Consider the following 18470-nt stretch of genomic DNA (forward strand, 5'->3'; position numbering starts at 1 on the left):
CCGATCAGGTGTTCGGATAGCAGAAGCTATCGGTCGAGCAATCGCCGCCCTCTAGCCGGATTTGGTGGCTGCGGTAGCCTTTGGGGAACTCCACATAGAAATCAGGGTCTAGCGTGAGCCCGCCATTTTCGCCCACATGAGCCATGACCATCTGGCCACCGTCTTCGCCCGGATAGAATTGATCATCCCACGTGGAATAGAGCGAGTTGGTCCAATAGACGCGCTTTCCGTCGCGGCTGATCTCAACCATCTGCGGGCCATAGACAAAGGGCTTGCCGTTGGGATGTGCTGCACCGCGTGCAATGCCGCCCAACTCAACCTTGCCCGCCAACGCCGGTTTCATCGGGTCCGTCACATCGTATTGATGCATCTCGCCCAAGCCCCAGCAGGCCACATACAGGTATTTGTCATCAAGGCTGAGGTCGATGTCTGTGACCAATGGGGGCACGGCGCCAAAACCCTGCAAAAGGGGCGGCAGGTTGGCAGGGTCCTCGGGGCGCGGATCAATGGTCAGGACCTTCTTGGCGTCAAATGTGCCATCCTCCTTCTGCCACCAAGTGAAAATCGCGCCCTGAAGGTTGGTGGTGTCTACGACCACCCCGCAAAACCCATAATCCTTGGCCGGGTCATGTGCAGGGCGGATTTCCAACGCCATCTGATGGTTCGCGCCCAGATCAATGGTTTGGACATTCTTGCGCGCCCGCAGGTTCCAGAAATGGATCGAATGGCCGTATTTGTTGGCCAGAAGGTCCTCAGCCACGATCCCGTTTTCGAATTGCGGCGGCAGGCCCCATTCTGAACTGACCATGTAGTCACGCGGCAGGTTCCACCAAAAATCGTAATGCTTGTCTTGCGCCCCGCGGTCCATTTCGTAGCGGCCCAAGATTTCAAAGGTCTCACAATCCATGATGAAGATGCCGGGGGGGCCGTCGGTGCCATCCTCGCCGCCGCCACCAAGGGTCGAGACATAAATCCCCTCCGGGCCGCAATGGATGGTGTGAGGGCGCGAATAACCGGTTTTGTCAAAGACCTCCTCGGGCTCAATGATTTTGTGGATCTTGGCCTTGAGCGGTTCTTTGACGTCGATGACATAAATCCGTGAGGACCGGATGCCGGGAATGATCAGATAGCGGCGTTCAAGAAACGCATGACCTGATAGGGGCGACAAAGAGGACGAACATGCATTCCAGCCAAAGTGGTGAAATTCATCGCCTGTATTGGGCATGATCACTTGATGGACGATCTGACCAAAGGTCGGGGACTTTGGGTCCACATCAACCACCGCAAGCCCGTCAGGCTGGGCGCCATCGGGACTGAGCATCAGGGTAAAGGCAAGGGTTTCGGCAGGGGCCTCCATCGCCATGCGAGGAGATGGGTAAAACGTTGGATCAGGTCTTAAATTCATGAATGGGTCCTCCCTTGGAAAAAGAGGTGCCGGTCAGTTGCTGATCTCTGACACCCCGAAGGGAAGCCTCGCACGACTCATGACGCTGCGTAAACTTATTTGATTTACCGGCTGTTTCTTGGGCGCTCCGGCGATTTTTTCGGGTTCTATTCACGCTGTTTACGCCGGAATGATCTGCCGCAGTCTTTGCTTTGAACGGCTGAGTAAGGTTCAATGAACCTGCCTGGACCCCACACATGAGTACACTCCCATGCCCGCACAATCCGAAACACCGCCCATCCAAACCGCCCATGACGACCCGCATTTGATCCACCGTCAGGGGTGGCTCAGGGCGTCGATGATGGGGGCGAATGACGGAATACTATCGACGGCTGCGTTGATCATTGGTGTCGGCACTGGAGGGCTGGGTGCGGACGGCGTTGTGATCGCCGGCATCGCGTCAGCCGTGGCAGGGGCCATGTCTATGGCGGCGGGGGAATACGTTTCAGTGGCCAGCCAGTCCGATCTGGAAAAAGCTGATATCGACCGAGAGCGAGAGGCCTTACGCACCAATCCCAAAGGCGAATTGGTCGAGTTACAAAGCATCTATGAGGCCCGTGGGCTAGAGCCTGATCTGGCACATGAAGTGGCGCAGGCCCTGACCAAGAAGGACGCCCTTGGCAGCCATATCCGGGATGAGTTGGGACTGGATGAGACACTGCGCGCCCACCCAGTTCAGGCGGCGGGGGCCTCGGCAAGCGCGTTCGCTCTGGGCTCATTGCCGCCGATATTGGTGGCGGCTTTCGTGCCTTATGACTACTTGCTGCTGGCGGTTGGGTTGGTCACGATTATCGCGCTGGCCACGCTCGGGGCGCTGGGCGCGCACGCGGGCCGGGCCGCGCGGGGCAAAGCAGCGGGCCGTGTCGTGCTGTGGGGTGTGCTGGCCATGGGCGTGTCGGCGGCGGTTGGGGCCTTAGTGGGGGCGGTTCTTTAGCGGATTGCGCCCACCTGATCCCACTTGATCCCTGTTGGCACCTTCGGTAACAGAGCGCGTTGCTGCCCGTTCTGGGGCGACCATGTCTCCGACTACCATGTGAAAAACGGATCATATCTATGACAAGACTTCTTCCTGGCGTTCTCGCCATGGCGGCTATCGTCGTCGCCTCAAACATCGGCGTTCAGTACATCATCGCGGATGGTTGGCTGACCTATGGTGCCTTTACCTATCCGCTCGCGTTCCTCGTCAATGACGTGATGAACCGCGTCTACGGGACCGATGCGGCCCGCAAAGTCGTGTTTGCAGGCTTTGTGACCGGCGTGATTTGTTCGCTGATCGGCAGCCAAATCATGGGTGAGTTTGGCCCGCTTGTGACATTGCGCATCGCGATTGCGTCGGGTTCGGCGTTCTTGATCGCGCACTTGATCGATCTGGTGATCTTTAACCGCCTGAGGGATCAGGCATGGTGGCGGGCGCCACTGGCCTCAACCCTTGTGGGTTCGACCATCGATACGGCGATCTTCTTTTCGCTCGCGTTTGCAGCGGCGTTTACGTTCATTGAACCAGCCAATGATGTGAGCTGGGCGAATGAGGCGTTGCCCCTGTTCGGGTTCGGACCTGAACTGCCCTATTGGGTCGGTCTCGCGATTGCTGATTATGGCGTCAAACTGATGATTGGATTGGCAGCTTTGGTGCCATTCCGGGTGCTCGTTCACAAAACGATTACCAAATCGGCCTAAAAAGTTTTTGACTTCCACAAAATATATGGCACGGTCACCATATCGGCAATTTATCGAAAGGAGGTGATCCAGTGTCTAAGAAGGTGTTGGAGAATGCGGTCGGGACAACTTTGGAGGGTCTCATCTAAGGCAGTCCTTGGATGACTGAAACTCCGAGGTGGAGCCTGCTCTAACCGGCCCCCTCCTGAACTTCACGGAAACGCCGCACCCATTGCCGGGGGCGGCGTTTCTTATTTCTAAATGTGCGCCGTGCGCGTTACATGTTTTAGGGGGCGCTGCCCCCGTCCTTCGGACTCCCCCGGAGGTATTTGGGGAACAAAGGAATGCTGCGGGTCTCAGAGGATGTCAGTCTTGAAGAGTGGGAGTTGACGGAGAGTTTTACCCGCGCCTCGGGGCCGGGGGGGCAGAACGTCAACAAAGTCGCTACGGCTGTGGAGTTGCGGTTTGAGGCGGCGCGGTCGCCTAATTTGGCCGGGTCGGTTAAGGCGCGGTTGAAGCGCTTGGCAGGCCGGCGCTGGACTGCGGATGGGGCGATTGTGTTGCGTGTTGAGGATACGCGGCATCAGGCGCGCAACCGTGAAATCGCCCGCGATCGGTTGGTAGATTTGATCGCCAAGGCGTTGGTCGTACCCAAGCGCAGGGTCGCAACAAAGCCGACAAAGGGGTCCGTCCGGCGAAGGTTGGCCGGAAAGGCGCAGCGCGGTGCATTGAAAGCCTCGCGTGGGCGGGTTACCGATGATGAATGACGTCTGATTTGCTTTCTCGACGTGCGGCGGCCCTTGGGGGGCATGTGCCGACGTTTTACCGCCAGCCGCTAGAGATTGTGCGCGGTGCGGGTGTGCATGTGTGGGATGCGCAGCGGCGGCAATATCTGGATTGTTACAACAACGTACCGCACGTTGGGCATTGTCATCCGCGTGTGGTGGAGGCGATTGCCCAGCAGGCCGCGACGTTGAACACGCACACACGGTATTTGCATCCGATGGTCGTGGAATACGTTGAGCGGCTATGCGCCAAGTTTGATCACGGTTTGACGCAGGCCATCATGGTGTGCACGGGATCTGAGGCCAACGACGTCGCGTTGCGCATGGCGCAGGCGGTAACGGGTGCGCGGGGCGTGATTGCGACCGATGCGACCTATCACGGCAACACGTCAGCGGTTTCCGCTCTGAGTACTCGGCGGCCGCCAATTGGGGGGTATCCGCCCCATGTGCGGTTGGTGCCCGCCCCCGAGGCAGGCATGACCGACGCAGAATTTGCAGCCAACGTGGCCGACGCCATCGCAGAGCTTGAAGCCGCTGGTGAAGGGTTTTCGGGGCTAATGCTGTGCCCTTTCTTTGCCAATGAAGCGTTTCCGACCGTTGCGCCGGGGTTTCTATGCGCGACGGAACAGGTTGTGCGGGATGCGGGCGGCTTAATCATGGCTGATGAGGTGCAGCCGGGCTTTGGCCGGTTGGGCAGTCATTGGTGGGGGCATGATTGGATCGGGTTGGTGCCGGACATTGTCACGCTCGGCAAGCCCATGGCCAACGGACATCCGGTGGCGGCCGTTGTGACGCGGCCTGATATTATGGAGGCGTTCCGCAGTGCTTTTGGGTATTTCAACACCTTTGGCGGCAACCCCGTGAGCAGTGCCGCCGCCCTTGCGACCCTTGATGTGATTGAGGAGGAGGCGCTGGTCCAAAACGCCGCCACCGTCGGCCCGCACGTGACAGAGATGTTGCGCGGGTTGGATCATCCATTCCTGCATGAGGTGCGCGGCGCGGGTCTTTTCTTTGGCATGGAGTTCCGCAAAGACGGGGCCCCCGCCACGGATTTTGTCGCCGAACTGGTCGAGCAAGTCGTGGCGCGGGGGGTCTTGCTCAACAAGATTGGGCGGCATGGAGAGGTGCTCAAGATGCGGCCACCCATGCCGTTTTCACACCAGAACGCCGAGCATTTGGTGCAGGTGCTGGACGATGCGCTAAAGGCGACACCGCTCGATGCATGATGTGATGACCCCCGAATCCGCAGCCGCCGATTGGGGCGCACATTCGCCGGTTCTGCTGAGCCATCGCGAGAATGCCGTTTATGCGGTTGAACGTGGCGGGCAACGCGCGGCGCTGCGGCTTCACCGACCGGGGTATATGTCCCGCCGGGCGATTTCGTCGGAACTGTGGTGGATGCAGTCGCTGGTTTCCCAGGGTTTTCCGTGTCCTGCGCCCGTGCCGCTGCCCGATGGGTCATTGGTGCGCAAAGTCGGGGACCGGATGGCCACGATGGTCACATGGGTCGAGGGCACCGCCATCGGTGAGGGTGGGGCGCCGTTGCCGGGCACTCTGGCCGATCAATCCAAACTGATGACGCAGATCGGCGGGCTGATGGCACAGATGCACAGCCTGAGCGATGGCATGGTGCTGCCCGAAGGGTTTGAGCGGCCCGCGTGGGACATGGACGGGTTTTTGAGCCACCATCCAACTTGGGGTCGGTTTTGGGAAAACCCCTGCCTGACGGATCGGGATCGCGCCCTTGTGAACGAAGGGCGCATCATTGCGCGCCATGCGCTGAGCCGTGATGTGCCAGACATCGGGCTGATCCACGCGGACCTTTTGCGGGAGAATGTCTTTACCGGGCCGCAAGGCCTGACATTCATCGATTTTGATGACGCAGGCATTGGCTACCGGCTGTATGATATCACGACGACCCTCACCCAAAGCCTTGAGGATCCCGAGCTGCCGGACCTCGCGCAGGCGTTGCTGCGGGGCTACGATGATGTGCGGCGGTTGTCGGATCTAGATCTATCGCTGATGCCTGTTGCGTCGCTTTTGCGATCTATGGCTGCGCTGGGGTGGGTAATGTCGCGGTACCCGGCCAACCATCCCAAAATGCCGATTTACATCGCGCGGGCCACGCGCTCGGTTGAGGCGCTGCAACAGGGGCGGAACTTCTTTCTTGAGGGGTTTGGGTGACCGCCTAAACGATCACGTCCATTGGCTCTTGGGCGTCTAGGTCGAACACGCGCTTGTAGCGTTCCACCTCGGCCTTGGGACCCATCGCTTTGTTGGGGTTGTCCGACAGCTTGACCGTAGGCTGCCCATTGGCGGCCACCGCTTTGCACACCAGAGAAAACGGCGCGAGACCCTCGTTCGGCACCAATCCGCGAAAATCGTTTGTCAGTAATGTGCCCCAACCGAACGACACGCGCACGCGGCCTTGGAACTGTCTTTGCAGCTCTAGGATTTTGTCCACATCCAACCCGTCCGAGAAAATCACCAGCTTTTGAGTGGGGTCCTCGCCACGCGCCTTCCACCATGCAATCGCGCGCTCTGCGCCGGTGGCGGGGTCACCGCTGTCGATGCGCATGCCAGTCCAGCCAGCCAGCCAATCGGGCGCGCCTTGCAGGAACCCTTGGGTGCCGTAGGTGTCGGGCAGGATGATCCGCAGATTGCCTTCGTGTTCGTCCTGCCAATCGGCCAGCACTTTGTAGGGGGCGTCGCGCAGGGCTGCGTCATCCTCTGCCAGTGCGCTATAGACCATCGGCAGTTCGTGCGCGTTGGTGCCGATGGCCTCCATCTCACGGCGCATGGCGATCAAACAGTTGGAGGTGCCGACAAAATGCTCGCCCAATCCCTCGCGCATGGCCTGCACGCACCAGTCTTGCCACAGAAAGCTGTGGCGCCGCCGGGTGCCAAAATCCGCCAACCTCAGGGTGGGCAGATCGCGCAGTGTTTCGACCTTTTCCCAAACCTTTGTCATCGCGCGCGCATACAACACTTGCAGCTCGAACCGGCCCATATCGCTCAGCACAGCGCGGGACCTGAGCTCCATCAAAATCGCGAGCGCGGGGATTTCCCAGAGCATAACCTCATGCCACTTGCCCTCGAACGTCAGCTCATATTGCCCGTCCCGTTTTTCGAGATGATAGGGGGGCAGGCGCATGCCTTCGAACCATTCCATGAAATCGGAGCGGAACATCTGGCGCTTGCCGTAAAAGGTGTTGCCGCGCAGCCAAGTGCTTTCACCTCGGCTTAGGGAGAGGGACCGCATGTGATCAAGTTGTTCGCGTAGCGCACCCTCATCAATGATATCGGCAAGCCGGATCGATTTGCTCCGGTTGATCAGCGAAAAAGTCACGTTTGTGTCGGGTTTATTGCGAAAAACCGATTGGCACATCAGGAGCTTATAGAAGTCCGTATCGATCAACGATCGCACGATCGGATCGATCTTCCACTTGTGATTGTAGACCCGCGTGGCGATATCAACCATGGTGCGCTCCTTTGGTTAATGGCTTTAGACCAAACGCCACGCGGGAAAGCAATCAGGCCGGGCGCAGGTGTGGCTCTCACACCATTGTGTCTGGCAATTCGGGCCTATGCCCCTTTTCATAAGGCCTCAAAATCGGCACATCAGAAACATCGCCCAAGGAGAGACCCGTGACCAAACCTGTTTTTTCCCGTCGCTCGCTGCTGTTGACCGCTGGTGCCAGTGTTCTGGCCGCTCCTGCCATCGCGCAGGACCTCGATTTTGAGGTGCAGGACCGGTCCATCACGGCCGTGACGCGCCGCAACACATCCAGCTTCCGGCAGCAGTCTTGGCAGGATCACTTCGACACACTGGGTGTCGCGACGATCGTGTGTGATACCGGGTCCCGGGCGCTGCATTACTGGAACGCGGACGACACGGATTACCGGATTTATCCGACGTCCGTCCCCATGAGCGAAGAACTTACCCGCCGCGGCTACACCACGATTGTACGCAAGAAAGAGGGCCCAACATGGACGCCCACGGCCAATATGCGCCGCCGCGACCCATCCCTGCCTGAGTTCATGGAGGCAGGCCCCGGCAACCCGCTGGGCACGCATGCCATGTACCTCGGCTGGCCCGCCTACCTGATCCACGGGACCCACGACACGCGCAAAATCGGGCGTCAGTCGTCATCGGGCTGCATTGGCCTGTATAACGAAAAGATCGAAGAGCTGTTCGCGCTCGCCCCAATTGGGACGCAAGTGCGCGTCATCTGATCATGGCCGCTTAGCCCGCCAGAACAACACCCGCCGCCGCCATCCCGTCCCGCGCGGCGGCCAATGAACCGTCGAAATCAATCGCGCGGCATAGGTCCATGCGGACTGCGACCTCAAATCCCAACTTAGCTGCATCCACGGCTGAATAATTGACGCAAAAATCTGTGGCCAACCCCACAAGCGTCACTTGGGTGATCCCGCGCGTGCGCAAATACCCCTCCAGCCCCGTGGGCGTTGTGTGGTCATTCTCAAAAAACGCAGAATAGCTGTCGATAGCGGGGTTAAACCCTTTGCGGATGATCATATCGGCACGATCTGTGCGCAGATCAGAGTGAAAATTCGCGCCACGACTGCCTTGGATACAATGATCGGGCCACAAAACCTGGGGGCCGTAGGGCATCTGGGTCAGGCTCATGGGGGCCGCGTCATGGCTGCTGGCAAAGCTGGAATGCCCGGCGGGGTGCCAATCTTGGGTCAGGATCACGGCGTCGAAATCAGCCATCAATGCGTTGATGCCGGGAACAATCGCATCGCCGTCCGGTACCGCAAGCGCACCACCGGGGCAGAAATCGTTCTGGACGTCGATCACAAGCAGGGCGTGGGTCATGGGGGCCTCCGGGCATGGGTCTGCGACCAGCTTACGCCTTGAGCGGTGCCGCGCAACCGCGTATGCGATAGCCCATGTATACAGTAGCTGCACTCTATCACTTTACCCCGTTTGCGGATGTCGCCGCCCTTCAGGATCCGCTGCGGGACGCCTGTGAGGCGGGCGGCGTTGTCGGTACGCTCTTGCTCGCGCCCGAGGGGATCAACGGGACCATCGCCGGTCCACGCGCCGGGATTGACGCTGCCTTGGCCCATATCCGCGCCCTTCCGGGGTGCAGCGACTTGGAGTGGAAAGAAAGCACCGCCGCCGAGCGTCCCTTCAAAAAGCTCAAGGTGCGCCTCAAGCGAGAGATCGTCACCATGGGCCAGCCCCATGTGGACCCCCGCGCAAGCGTGGGTCACTATGTGACGCCCGCCGACTGGAATGACCTGATCTCTCAACCCGATGTCGCCGTGATCGACACGCGCAACGATTACGAGGTGGCCATCGGCACGTTTGAAGGCGCCGTTGACCCCGAAACCAAAAGCTTTGGTGAGTTCCCCGCATGGTGGGAGGCCAACAAGGCCCGCTTTCACAACAAGCGGATTGCGATGTTCTGTACGGGGGGGATTCGCTGCGAAAAGTCTACGAATTACCTGCTGGGCGAAGGCGTCGAGGAGGTGTTCCACCTCAAGGGTGGCATCCTGAAATACCTCGAAGAAGTTCCCGAGACGGACAGCAAATGGGACGGATCGTGCTTTGTTTTTGATCGGCGCGTCAGCGTGGAACACGGCCTGCGCGAAGGGCCCCATGTTCTGTGCCACGCCTGCCGCCGCCCCCTAGACCCCGCCGATACTCAGCGTCCTGAGTATGAGGCCGGGGTACAGTGCCACCAATGCGTGGACGACTATTCCGAGGCCGACCGCGTCCGTTTCCGCGAACGCCAGCGCCAGTTAGAACAGGCCAAGTCATGACCCAAGATGAACGCGGCGAACTGCTTTTGCGGACCATGGCCATGCCCGCCGACACCAACGCCTCGGGCGATATTTTTGGTGGCTGGCTACTGAGCCAAATGGATATCGCGGCGGGTATCATTGCCAGCCAGAGGGCACAGGGCAGGGTGGCAACCATCGCGATTGAGGCGATGAAATTCATTCGTCCCGTCCACGTGGGCGATGTGCTGTGCATCTACGGTCAGGTCACACGCGAAGGCCGCAGTTCCATGGGGATCACCCTAGAGGCATGGGTCCTACGGGACCGCATCGGCGCGCGTGAAAAGGTAACCGAGGGCCTGTTTACCTTTGTGGCCATTGATGACGAAGGCCGCAAACGGGCGTTGCCCTAACACGCCCCATGGCTAGTGTGGTCCCCAAAGGGGAGGGGCCTCATGCAGCTTGAATTTCATCACATCAACGTTGTGGGCGACGATATCGATCGCTTGCACAATTTCTACACCAACGTCCTTGGGCTGGCGGATATGCCGGTCGAAATGTTTCCCCGTACCGAGGCGCGGGCGGGGGCCGGCTACGATGGCGATATCAAATTCGCAACGGACGGCGGCATGCAAATGCATCTGGCCCAACGCGACCTAACCGTCGCCTTTCGCAACGGCCAATCACTTAATCCCGTCGCTCGCGGGCACATCGCGTTTCGCACGGATGATTTGGCGCAGGTTTTGGCGGAGCTAGACGCGGCGGGTGTGCCCTACGCCGACTACGGCACCGCGTTCTCGGCAGAGTGGCACCAAGTCTTTTTCCAAGACCCCGAGGGCAATGTCATTGAGGTCCATCAGCAGGTCGCGAAGGCATAACCTGCGTGGGTAGTCGTAGGGCGCGCCGCGGCGCACCCTACGGTTTTGTATCTGTCTAGCGCGTGAATTTCTTGTATTTCACGCGTGTCGGTTCCAGTGCATCTGGGCCGAGGCGACGCTCTTTGTCTTCCTCATAGGCTTGGAAGTTGCCCTCAAACCACTCCACATGCGCCTCACCTTCAAACGCAAGGATGTGCGTGCACAGCCGATCGAGGAAGAACCGATCGTGCGAGATGATGACCGCGCAACCCGCGAAATCGTCCAGCGCATCTTCGAGCGCGCGCAGCGTTTCAACATCCAAGTCGTTGGTCGGCTCATCGAGCAGCAGCACGTTGCCACCGGATTTGAGCAGCTTGGCCATGTGCACGCGGTTACGTTCACCACCCGACAACAGGCCGACCTTTTTCTGCTGATCGCCGCCCTTAAAGTTGAACGAGGAACAATAGGCCCGGGAATTCACCTCCGCGTCGCCGAGTTTGATCAACTCCGCCCCGCCCGAAATTTCTTCCCACACGGTGGCATCGGGGCTGAGCGTATCGCGCGACTGATCCACGAAGGACAACTTGACCGTATCACCAAATTCAACCGTGCCCTCATCGGGCTTTTCGACGCCCGTCAGCATATTGAACAGCGTCGATTTACCCGCGCCGTTAGGCCCGATCACGCCGACAATCCCACCCGGAGGCAGCGAGAACGACAGGTCTTCAATCAACAAGCGGTCGCCAAAACCCTTCTTCAGGTTTTCGACCTCAATCACCTTGTTGCCCAGACGCGGGCCGTTGGGGATGACGATCTGGGCGCGGCTGATTTTCTCACGCTCGGACTGGCCTGCCATTTCTTCGTAGGCGGCAATCCGGGCCTTGGATTTGGCTTGGCGGGCCTTGGCACCGGCGCGAATCCACTCCAGCTCCTTCTCCAAGGCTTTGGTCTTGGATTTGTCGTCCTTGGCCTCACGCTCCAGCCGTTTGGCTTTTTGCTCCAGCCAAGCAGAGTAGTTGCCTTCGTAGGGAATGCCCCGGCCCCGGTCCAACTCAAGGATCCAGCCGGTGATGTCATCAAGAAAATAGCGGTCGTGGGTCACGATCAGGATCGTGCCTTTGTAGTCGATTAGGTGGCGTTGCAGCCACGCGATAGTTTCCGCGTCCAAGTGGTTGGTCGGTTCATCGAGCAGCAGCATGTCAGGCGCTTCGAGCAGCAGTTTGCACAGCGCCACACGGCGCCGCTCGCCGCCCGACAGGTTTGCGGGCATCGCGTCATCGGGGGGGCAGCGCAGCGCCTCCAGCGAGACGTCGATCTGCGCGTCCAGATCCCAAAGGTTCTGCGCGTCGATCTCGTCTTGGAGCTGCGCCATCTCATCGGCGGTCTCATCCGAGTAGTTCATCGCCAACTCGTTGTAGCGATCCAGAATGTCTTTCTTGGCCTTCACACCCAGCATCACGTTTTCACGCACGTTGAGGGATTCGTCCAAGTGGGGTTCCTGCGGCAGGTAGCCAACTTTGGCGCCCTCGGCGGACCACGCCTCACCGGTGAAATCCTTGTCCATCCCGGCCATGATTTTCATCAGGGTGGATTTACCTGCGCCGTTTACGCCAACGACGCCAATCTTCACGCCGGGCAAAAAGCTCAGGCGGATGTTCTCAAAGCACTTCTTGCCACCGGGATAGGTCTTGGACACGCCGTCCATGTGGTAGACATATTGATAAGCCGCCATTGGGGTCCTCCAAACGTTTCACAGGGATGTAGCCGGGGCGCGCCCAGAGGGCAACAGCCGCCGCATGCGCCTTTGCCATTGCATGCGCCCCCCGGTCCGGGGCAAAAGGCGCATAGCGGTCCCTTAGCTCAACTGGATAGAGCAGCTGACTTCTAATCAGCAGGTTTGGGGTTCGAGTCCTCAAGGGATCGCCACATCACATCCAATTCACGCGGGCGGCTCGGCGCTTTGTGGCCAAGTATCGGCGGCAGACCGCGCGCCATAAGCGGTGGGCCGCGCAGGATTATTCCCGTGGGCGTAGCCCTTGCAACGTAACGGCCGCCGGGCGACGACACCCTCAGAAGGGTGTGTTTTCCAACGGGGGACGGACGATGGATACGACCAAACGCCCAACGCTCAAGACCATTGCCGGGATCACCGGATTGGCTGTGCCAACAGTCTCTAGGGCACTGAAAGGGGCGCGGGATATCAGTCAGGCGACCAAGGATCGGGTGCGCCAAGTGGCCGATGAAATCGGCTATGTGCCCAATCACGCGGGTATTCGACTGCGCACGGGGCGTAGCCATGTCGTCACGATGCTGATGTCCACGGAACCTGAACTGATGACCCAAACCGCCCTCTTTGTGCGGGCGGCGGCGGCGGGCTTGCGGGCCTCTGACTATGCTTTGTCCATTGCCCCTAGTCTGCCCGACGGTGATCCGCTGGCGCAGCTGAAATACGTCGTGTCCACGCAGATGGCAGACGCGCTGATCCTTGATCGCGTAACTCTTGATGACCCGCGTGTGCGGCACCTGATGGATATTGGCCACCCGTTCGTGACCCACGGGCGCAGTCGCTGGTCCGCGGACCACGCCTTTTTCGATGTGGATTACGCGCAACTGGGGGCCGAAGCAGTCGCGCGGCTGGTGTGGAAAGGCCGTCAATCGCTTCGGCTGGTGGCCCCATCCGCTGATCAATACGCCGCCGCCCATCTGTTAGAGGGCGCCCGCCTTGCCGCTGACACCTATGATGTCGAACTTGAGCTCGTCTCAGGCTTCGACGCAGACAGCCCCGGAGGTCACATTCGGGCCCTTGTTCAAGAAATCGCAGTTGGCGGCGGCGCAGGGGATGGGTGGATTTTCGCGTCAGCGGCGTCGTGCTTGGCCGCGCTCAGCGGGTTCGCGGCCGCAGGCATAGAAGCGGGTTCCGATTTCGACGTGGTTGTCCATGATGCGCCGTCCTTCGTGGGTTGGGCGCAGCCAATGGTGCACACCGTTCCCAGCCGGGCCGAGGCGGCGGGCGCATTCTTGGCCCGCGCAGCCATCGCCCGGATTACGAACCCAACTGCTGCGCCGCTGCAACACATCGACCGTCTGCCCAACCTTGATGACCCTTTCACACAAACGTGAGCCACGGATTCCGCTTCGAAGCCCTAAAATCACACCCACATGCGGTGGGGCGCGTGATCGGAGGGATAGATGGACCGCAGAACTTTTTTGATGTCAGCCGCAGGACTTGGTGGCGCATTCGCCACTGGCCAAGCAGCGGCATATGAACCCGCCGCGAACTTGCGCCCAACGCTGGTGCAGGTCCGCGCGGATTTTGCCCCCGGCAGCATCGTTGTCGTGCCCAAGGCGCACTACCTGTACTGGATCCAAGAAGGCGGCACCGCCATGCGCTACGGCGTAGGGGTGGGGCGCGCGGGCCTCGAATTTCAGGGCGACGCGGTGATCGCGCGCAAAGCCAAATGGCCCAACTGGCGCCCCACGGATGAGATGATCGAACGCGATCCCCAAACCTATGCCCGCTTTGCAGAGGGTGTGCCCGGCGGACCCGAAAATCCCCTCGGGTCGCGCGCGCTGTATCTGTATCAGGGCGGGGTCGATACGTATTATCGCATTCATGGTACGACGCAGCCGCGTTCCATCGGGCAGTCGGTGTCGAACGGCTGTATTCGGATGATCAACGCACATGTTGAGGACCTGTATGACCGGGTGCCGGTGGGTACGCGTGTCACGGTCCTTTAGGGGCGGGTCTAAGCCCTACTTACCCTTGCCCTTAAACGGCGCCATGCCAGCGCGCGCCAGTTCATCGGCGCGTTCATTCTCGGGGTGCCCCGCGTGGCCCTTGACCCATTCCCACGTCACGTCATGACGGGCCTGCGCGGTATCTAGACGCTGCCACAGGTCCACGTTTTTGACGGGCTTTTTGGTCGACGTCTTCCAGCCATTCCTTTTCCAACCGAACAGCCACGCGGTGATCCCGCCCTTCACATAGGCGCTGTCGGTCACGACCGTGATCACGCTGGGCCGCTCTAGGGCTTCTAGGGCATTGATCGCAGCCAAAAGCTCCATCCGGTTGTTGGTCGTGTCGGCCTCACCGCCCTGCAAGGACCGCTCCTTGACGACATCTGCGCCGTCCTTGGCCTGCAACAATGCACCCCAACCGCCGGGCCCGGGGTTCCCGCTGCACGCGCCATCGGTATAGGCATAGAGCTTATTCATGGATGGCCACCATCATCGCAACGGGGTCTATCGTTCCGGCAAAGCCGCGCTCTCGTCCGGTTTCTTGCCAGATCACTTTCATGCCCACGTCTCCCAAGGCTTTGTGCAGTTCCTCAACCGTGTGAAAGCCATAAAGCCGACCCATCGCGTCGCGGAAATCCTCTGTGCCCAGCTTCATGCTTATATACAAGCGGCCATCGGGGCGCAGGGCGCGGACGGCGCGGGCCAAGACATCGGGAAATTCTGCACGCGAGGCGTGTAGCAATGAAAACGAGGCCCAAACCCCATCATAAGCGGCATAATCATCCAGCTCGAAAAAACTGCCCAAACGCGCGCTCAGGCCCCGCTCGGTCGCGGCGGTGACAAAGGCAACCGAGGCATCCAGCCCGGAAACCTCAAACCCTTGGCTCAGGAACGCGGCCCCATGCAGGCCCGGCCCACAGCCCAAATCAAGGATATGCGCGCCTGAGGGCAGCCCCTCGACAAACGCCGCCATAGAGCGGATTTCACTGTCCGGCAGCTCAAGCGCGGTATATTCGGCCGCGCGCGCATTATAGCAGTCGATTGTTTCACGGTCGCTCATAGAAACACCCCAACGCTTAGGCAGATCACAACGATAGCGGTTAGCAATACGCGCAAGTGCATCCACCACGGCGGCGCTAACTCTTGTTTCCAAAATAGCCAATCAATGCCCAACAGCCCGATGAACCCCGCCATCAGGGCCATGCCCGCACTAACCGGGCCGCCCCCCGTCATGAAAAACGCCCACAGCGCAGGCAGCACCGATAACGCGTAGCCGGTTGTGGCCACGGGGCCGGTGGTTTTGGTGGCAAAGCCCCATAATACGCCGGACATGAACGACAAAATGACCGAGCCATAGAACAATTGTATATAAGGCCCCACAAATCGCGGCCCCAAGGCATGCACGCCCCACAGTTGTAGGTCGGTGTTCAACGTGGTCATGGCGCCCCACACAAAAGGGATCAGCCCGGCAAGGCCGAGCAAAAGGGCACTGCGGGGTATCTGTGTCATGCGCGCTCCGTCGCGAGGCGGGCGGCGAGCAGGGCAAACACCCCCGCAAACCCGCGGTTCAACCAGCGCATGACCCGCGCGCTAGACAGCAGCCACACCCGGGCGGCCGCTGCGAACACGCCGTAGGCCACAAAGACCGCGAATGTCATCGCCATGAAAATCGCGCCCATACCCACCATTTCCGCTGTGGCGGTTGCGGGGTTTCCACTTAGGAACGGTGGCAAAAGCGCGAGGAAAAAGATCGACAGCTTCGGGTTCAGGATGTTGATCAACGCACCGCGTTGGGCGATCCGCAGGCCCGGCTCTGCGGTGCGCGTGGCCGATACCGCCAGCGCGCCGTCACTGCGCAGCGCGCCCCACGCAAGCCACAACAAATACGCAACGCCTGCGAACTTGACGATGTTGAACAAAACGGCCGAGGTGTGCAGCACAGCCGCTACGCCCAGCGTTGCGGCCAATAGGTGCGGTACGATCCCAAAGGTGCATCCCAACGCGGCCCAAATCGCTGCGCGCCACCCCTGACCCAAGCCAATAGCCAGCGTGTAAATCACCCCGGTTCCGGGGGCGACAACAACCACCAAAGCGGTGACAAGGAATTGGACTGAGATCATGGCGTCCTCATGTTAACCTTAGTTTACGGCCATTGCCCGAATGCGAAAAGCCTCTTTTGGAGCCGATTTAGGGCCGCGGTGCCCCCGTGGTAGGCACATCGGAGACCGCATAAATCGTGTCGATCGGGCGGATGCATTTGGGCACGCGCCCAAAAGGTTCGGGGCTGGGCCTAGGCGGGTTCGCGCAACACGCGGGGGACTTTGAATTCGACGTTCTCAACGGCCGTTTCCACCATTTCGACGGTCACGTCATAGCGGTCCTTGAAGGCGTCAACGACTTCATTGATCAACACCTCAGGCGCGGAGGCACCCGCCGTGATCCCCATTGATGAAATCCCCTCTAGCGCGCGCCAATCAATGTCTGTCGCACGTTGCACCAATTGCGCATATTTGCAGCCAGCGCGCGCGCCAACCTCGACCAAGCGCTTGGAGTTGCTTGAGTTTGGCGCACCAACCACCAACATCGCATCGGCCAAAGGTGCCATGGCCTTGACCGCCTCTTGGCGGTTCGTCGTCGCGTAACAGATGTCTTCCTTGTGGGGGCCAACGATAGCGGGGAAGCGCGCGTTCAAGGCCGCGACAACCTCGGCGGTGTCATCCACGCTCAGCGTTGTTTGCGTGATATAGGCCAGTTTTTCTGGGTCGCGCACGTCTAGGCCCGCTACATCGTCTGGCGTTTCTACCAGCAAAACCTCACCCTCGGGCAATTGCCCCATCGTGCCCACAGTTTCGGGGTGACCCGCGTGCCCGATCATCACCATCTGAAGCCCGGCATCCGCATGACGCGCGGCCTCAATATGGACCTTGCTGACCAGCGGGCAGGTGGCATCCACATAGACCATTTCGCGGGCCTTTGCCGCGGCGGGCACGGATTTCGGCACACCATGGGCCGAAAAAATAACGGGTCGGTCGTCGGGGCATTGGTCCAATTCCTCAACAAAAACAGCACCCTTGGCCTTTAGGTCATCAACGACGTATTTGTTGTGCACGATCTCGTGGCGGACATAGACGGGCGCGCCCCATTTCGCCAAAGCCATCTCAACAATCTTGATCGCGCGGTCGACACCGGCGCAAAATCCGCGCGGCGCGGCCATATACAGCGTAAGAGGGGGCTTGGTCATGTGGGGTCTCCTTCTTCCAAAGGGGTAAACCGCCCCTCGCGCGGGGTCAAACACTAGCCGTCAGCCGCGCCAACGAAAAAGACCCGCCACTGGGGGCGGGTCCTTCGCAAGCATGACGTATGATTTAGGCGGTTTGACGCCGCCGCGCCGCATATCCCAACCCACCAAGGCCCAGCAGAACCAAGGGCAGGCTCGCAGGCAGGGGCACGGCGGCCAGCGTGATGTTGATGTCGCCACCATAGCTGGGCTGACAATTGCCGGTACAAGCCAGATCGGTAAAGTTGATCCACGTCGACAGACCAAGCAGATCCCAGTTCTTGTCGTTGGCTCCCACCCCGACTTGAACCGCTTTGGTCATGTCCATTTCCGTCAGCTTAAAGCTCGCCAAACTGCCCGCGCCCAAATAGGTCAGCGTGCTGTCGATGGATGTGCTGATGGAATAAAACGTCCACGCGCTGGTATCGATGCTCTGACCGGCGGGAACAGGCGGCAGCTTCAGGCTCGCGGGGGTGCCGGTGGCCTCCATAAACAGGCTCAGCGCATATTCATCGCCACCTGCGTTTTTGACATTGCCCGTCAGCGTCGCGGTCCCGTCGTCAAACTGCGTGAACACACCGTTACCGGGCATCGCGTTCTCAAACAGGAAGTGGTTGTTTTTCGGCCCGCTAGAGCCCGCCGGATTGTGCCCACCCGCAAAATACACCGAATGCTCGGGCGTCGCCTGCGCCCCAACGGTATGGCTAAAGGCTTTGTATTGTTGCGTAATTGTGGCCGCATGGGCGGCGCCAGCAATGCACGTTGCGGCCAACATGGCCGCCGCAAACCGAATTGCTTTCATGACTGTCCCCTAAGTAAATAGATATATAAAATCTCTTTAGTTGATGCTTAATATCTATCGTATTGTTAACACATTTGCAATCCATCCTAAAAAATCGACCTAAATCGATAAAAATTATTAAAAATGGCTGGTTTAGAGGCGAATGGCCAATCGGCCC

General features: G+C 59.8%; 21 protein-coding genes and 1 tRNA gene. 12 read left to right on the forward strand and 10 right to left on the reverse strand.

Going from position 1 to position 18470, the window contains the following annotated elements; genetic code table 11:
* Nucleotides 1-4 precede the first annotated feature (4 nt).
* Nucleotides 5-1405 carry a selenium-binding protein SBP56-related protein gene (locus tag THS5294_RS15155; RefSeq protein WP_058124406.1) on the reverse strand — a complete coding sequence of 467 codons (1401 nt, stop codon included), beginning with the start codon at nucleotides 1403-1405 and terminating at the stop codon, nucleotides 5-7.
* 250 nt (nucleotides 1406-1655) lie between these two features.
* Between THS5294_RS15155 and THS5294_RS15160 the strand changes: the two genes are divergently transcribed.
* The 5 genes from THS5294_RS15160 to THS5294_RS15180 all read left to right on the forward strand — a co-directional run bounded on the left by THS5294_RS15160 (nucleotide 1656) and on the right by THS5294_RS15180 (nucleotide 6069).
* Entirely contained in the window at nucleotides 1656-2378 is a 723-nt protein-coding gene (locus THS5294_RS15160; RefSeq protein ID WP_058124407.1) for a VIT1/CCC1 transporter family protein, read from the forward strand.
* A gap of 119 nt (nucleotides 2379-2497) precedes the next feature.
* Entirely contained in the window at nucleotides 2498-3121 is a 624-nt protein-coding gene (locus tag THS5294_RS15165; RefSeq protein ID WP_058124408.1) for a queuosine precursor transporter, read from the forward strand.
* A 323-nt stretch (nucleotides 3122-3444) separates the two neighbouring features.
* Nucleotides 3445-3867, forward strand: coding sequence for an alternative ribosome rescue aminoacyl-tRNA hydrolase ArfB (gene arfB / locus THS5294_RS15170; protein WP_058124409.1), 423 nt, complete (start codon nucleotides 3445-3447; stop codon nucleotides 3865-3867).
* Nucleotides 3864-5111, forward strand: coding sequence for an aspartate aminotransferase family protein (locus THS5294_RS15175; protein ID WP_058124410.1), 1248 nt, complete (start codon nucleotides 3864-3866; stop codon nucleotides 5109-5111). Before arfB ends, THS5294_RS15175 begins: the two co-directional genes overlap by 4 nt.
* A gap of 4 nt (nucleotides 5112-5115) precedes the next feature.
* Nucleotides 5116-6069 (forward strand): phosphotransferase enzyme family protein, encoded by a 954-nt coding sequence (locus tag THS5294_RS15180; RefSeq protein ID WP_158508607.1) that lies wholly within the window; start codon nucleotides 5116-5118, stop codon nucleotides 6067-6069.
* Nucleotides 6070-6073: 4 nt separating this feature from the next.
* On the opposite strand, the gene pncB is transcribed toward THS5294_RS15180, so the two are convergent.
* Nucleotides 6074-7366, reverse strand: a complete 1293-nt coding sequence (gene pncB, locus THS5294_RS15185) for a nicotinate phosphoribosyltransferase (protein WP_058124412.1) — start codon at nucleotides 7364-7366, stop codon at nucleotides 6074-6076.
* A 167-nt stretch (nucleotides 7367-7533) separates the two neighbouring features.
* Here pncB and THS5294_RS15190 point away from each other — a divergent pair, with 167 nt between their 5' ends.
* Nucleotides 7534-8121, forward strand: a complete 588-nt coding sequence (locus THS5294_RS15190) for a L,D-transpeptidase (RefSeq protein WP_038004219.1) — start codon at nucleotides 7534-7536, stop codon at nucleotides 8119-8121.
* Between the two features lie 10 nt (nucleotides 8122-8131).
* Here the strand turns inward: THS5294_RS15190 and pncA are convergent, their stop codons facing one another.
* A complete protein-coding gene (gene pncA / locus THS5294_RS15195; protein ID WP_082645053.1) occupies nucleotides 8132-8728 on the reverse strand; it encodes a bifunctional nicotinamidase/pyrazinamidase in 597 nt (198 codons plus the stop codon).
* A 74-nt stretch (nucleotides 8729-8802) separates the two neighbouring features.
* Between pncA and trhO the strand changes: the two genes are divergently transcribed.
* Genes trhO through THS5294_RS15210 form a run of 3 tightly spaced genes read left to right on the forward strand, consistent with a single transcriptional unit; the run spans nucleotide 8803 to nucleotide 10517 of the window.
* Nucleotides 8803-9681: an oxygen-dependent tRNA uridine(34) hydroxylase TrhO gene (gene trhO, locus THS5294_RS15200; protein ID WP_058124413.1), complete on the forward strand. Its 879-nt coding sequence runs from the start codon at nucleotides 8803-8805 to the stop codon at nucleotides 9679-9681.
* Nucleotides 9678-10052 carry an acyl-CoA thioesterase gene (locus THS5294_RS15205; RefSeq protein ID WP_058124414.1) on the forward strand — a complete coding sequence of 125 codons (375 nt, stop codon included), beginning with the start codon at nucleotides 9678-9680 and terminating at the stop codon, nucleotides 10050-10052. Before trhO ends, THS5294_RS15205 begins: the two co-directional genes overlap by 4 nt.
* A 42-nt stretch (nucleotides 10053-10094) precedes the next feature.
* Nucleotides 10095-10517: a VOC family protein gene (locus tag THS5294_RS15210; protein ID WP_058124415.1), complete on the forward strand. Its 423-nt coding sequence runs from the start codon at nucleotides 10095-10097 to the stop codon at nucleotides 10515-10517.
* Nucleotides 10518-10572: 55 nt separating this feature from the next.
* Here THS5294_RS15210 and ettA read toward each other — a convergent pair whose 3' ends face one another.
* Nucleotides 10573-12228 (reverse strand): energy-dependent translational throttle protein EttA, encoded by a 1656-nt coding sequence (gene ettA / locus THS5294_RS15215; protein ID WP_058124416.1) that lies wholly within the window; start codon nucleotides 12226-12228, stop codon nucleotides 10573-10575.
* 117 nt (nucleotides 12229-12345) lie between these two features.
* On the opposite strand from ettA, the gene THS5294_RS15220 reads away from it, so the two are divergent.
* From THS5294_RS15220 to THS5294_RS15230, 3 genes are all read left to right on the forward strand, one after another.
* Nucleotides 12346-12422: transfer RNA gene (locus THS5294_RS15220), tRNA-Arg, on the forward strand.
* Between the two features lie 177 nt (nucleotides 12423-12599).
* A complete protein-coding gene (locus tag THS5294_RS15225) occupies nucleotides 12600-13616 on the forward strand; it encodes a LacI family DNA-binding transcriptional regulator (protein ID WP_058124417.1) in 1017 nt (338 codons plus the stop codon).
* A gap of 69 nt (nucleotides 13617-13685) precedes the next feature.
* Nucleotides 13686-14234: a L,D-transpeptidase gene (locus THS5294_RS15230; RefSeq protein WP_038004233.1), complete on the forward strand. Its 549-nt coding sequence runs from the start codon at nucleotides 13686-13688 to the stop codon at nucleotides 14232-14234.
* 15 nt (nucleotides 14235-14249) lie between these two features.
* Here THS5294_RS15230 and rnhA read toward each other — a convergent pair whose 3' ends face one another.
* The 6 genes from rnhA to THS5294_RS15260 form a co-directional block, all read right to left on the reverse strand.
* The gene (rnhA, locus tag THS5294_RS15235) at nucleotides 14250-14711 is read right to left on the reverse strand and encodes a ribonuclease HI (RefSeq protein ID WP_058124418.1); all 462 of its coding nucleotides are present in this window, start codon (nucleotides 14709-14711) and stop codon (nucleotides 14250-14252) included.
* Nucleotides 14704-15294, reverse strand: coding sequence for a class I SAM-dependent DNA methyltransferase (locus tag THS5294_RS15240; protein ID WP_038004238.1), 591 nt, complete (start codon nucleotides 15292-15294; stop codon nucleotides 14704-14706). The genes rnhA and THS5294_RS15240 overlap by 8 nt, the downstream gene beginning before the upstream one ends.
* The gene (locus THS5294_RS15245; protein ID WP_058124419.1) at nucleotides 15291-15743 is read right to left on the reverse strand and encodes a DUF3429 domain-containing protein; all 453 of its coding nucleotides are present in this window, start codon (nucleotides 15741-15743) and stop codon (nucleotides 15291-15293) included. Before THS5294_RS15245 ends, THS5294_RS15240 begins: the two co-directional genes overlap by 4 nt.
* Entirely contained in the window at nucleotides 15740-16354 is a 615-nt protein-coding gene (locus THS5294_RS15250) for a LysE family translocator (protein WP_058124420.1), read from the reverse strand. Before THS5294_RS15250 ends, THS5294_RS15245 begins: the two co-directional genes overlap by 4 nt.
* 170 nt (nucleotides 16355-16524) lie before the next feature.
* Nucleotides 16525-17475 (reverse strand): 4-hydroxy-3-methylbut-2-enyl diphosphate reductase, encoded by a 951-nt coding sequence (gene ispH, locus THS5294_RS15255; protein ID WP_058124421.1) that lies wholly within the window; start codon nucleotides 17473-17475, stop codon nucleotides 16525-16527.
* Nucleotides 17476-17599: 124 nt separating this feature from the next.
* Complete coding sequence (locus tag THS5294_RS15260) at nucleotides 17600-18313, reverse strand: SP85-like N-terminal domain-containing protein (protein ID WP_038004246.1); 714 nt, start codon at nucleotides 18311-18313, stop codon at nucleotides 17600-17602.
* Between the last annotated feature and the right edge of the window lie 157 nt (nucleotides 18314-18470).

This window comes from Thalassobacter stenotrophicus, assembly GCF_001458315.1.
Lineage (GTDB): Bacteria > Pseudomonadota > Alphaproteobacteria > Rhodobacterales > Rhodobacteraceae > Thalassobacter > Thalassobacter stenotrophicus.

What these genes read in the sequence shown, in the direction of transcription:
- THS5294_RS15155 (WP_058124406.1), bottom strand. Translation starts at nt 1,405, where the DNA reads ATGAATTTAAGACCTGATCCAACGTTTTACCCATCTCCTCGCATGGCG.
- THS5294_RS15160 (WP_058124407.1), top strand. Translation starts at nt 1,656, where the DNA reads ATGCCCGCACAATCCGAAACACCGCCCATCCAAACCGCCCATGACGAC.
- THS5294_RS15165 (WP_058124408.1), top strand. Translation starts at nt 2,498, where the DNA reads ATGACAAGACTTCTTCCTGGCGTTCTCGCCATGGCGGCTATCGTCGTC.
- arfB (WP_058124409.1), top strand. Translation starts at nt 3,445, where the DNA reads ATGCTGCGGGTCTCAGAGGATGTCAGTCTTGAAGAGTGGGAGTTGACG.
- THS5294_RS15175 (WP_058124410.1), top strand. Translation starts at nt 3,864, where the DNA reads ATGACGTCTGATTTGCTTTCTCGACGTGCGGCGGCCCTTGGGGGGCAT.
- THS5294_RS15180 (WP_158508607.1), top strand. Translation starts at nt 5,116, where the DNA reads ATGACCCCCGAATCCGCAGCCGCCGATTGGGGCGCACATTCGCCGGTT.
- pncB (WP_058124412.1), bottom strand. Translation starts at nt 7,366, where the DNA reads ATGGTTGATATCGCCACGCGGGTCTACAATCACAAGTGGAAGATCGAT.
- pncA (WP_082645053.1), bottom strand. Translation starts at nt 8,728, where the DNA reads ATGACCCACGCCCTGCTTGTGATCGACGTCCAGAACGATTTCTGCCCC.
- trhO (WP_058124413.1), top strand. Translation starts at nt 8,803, where the DNA reads ATGTATACAGTAGCTGCACTCTATCACTTTACCCCGTTTGCGGATGTC.
- THS5294_RS15205 (WP_058124414.1), top strand. Translation starts at nt 9,678, where the DNA reads ATGACCCAAGATGAACGCGGCGAACTGCTTTTGCGGACCATGGCCATG.
- THS5294_RS15210 (WP_058124415.1), top strand. Translation starts at nt 10,095, where the DNA reads ATGCAGCTTGAATTTCATCACATCAACGTTGTGGGCGACGATATCGAT.
- ettA (WP_058124416.1), bottom strand. Translation starts at nt 12,228, where the DNA reads ATGGCGGCTTATCAATATGTCTACCACATGGACGGCGTGTCCAAGACC.
- THS5294_RS15225 (WP_058124417.1), top strand. Translation starts at nt 12,600, where the DNA reads ATGGATACGACCAAACGCCCAACGCTCAAGACCATTGCCGGGATCACC.
- THS5294_RS15230 (WP_038004233.1), top strand. Translation starts at nt 13,686, where the DNA reads ATGGACCGCAGAACTTTTTTGATGTCAGCCGCAGGACTTGGTGGCGCA.
- rnhA (WP_058124418.1), bottom strand. Translation starts at nt 14,711, where the DNA reads ATGAATAAGCTCTATGCCTATACCGATGGCGCGTGCAGCGGGAACCCC.
- THS5294_RS15240 (WP_038004238.1), bottom strand. Translation starts at nt 15,294, where the DNA reads ATGAGCGACCGTGAAACAATCGACTGCTATAATGCGCGCGCGGCCGAA.
- THS5294_RS15245 (WP_058124419.1), bottom strand. Translation starts at nt 15,743, where the DNA reads ATGACACAGATACCCCGCAGTGCCCTTTTGCTCGGCCTTGCCGGGCTG.
- THS5294_RS15250 (WP_058124420.1), bottom strand. Translation starts at nt 16,354, where the DNA reads ATGATCTCAGTCCAATTCCTTGTCACCGCTTTGGTGGTTGTTGTCGCC.
- ispH (WP_058124421.1), bottom strand. Translation starts at nt 17,475, where the DNA reads ATGACCAAGCCCCCTCTTACGCTGTATATGGCCGCGCCGCGCGGATTT.
- THS5294_RS15260 (WP_038004246.1), bottom strand. Translation starts at nt 18,313, where the DNA reads ATGAAAGCAATTCGGTTTGCGGCGGCCATGTTGGCCGCAACGTGCATT.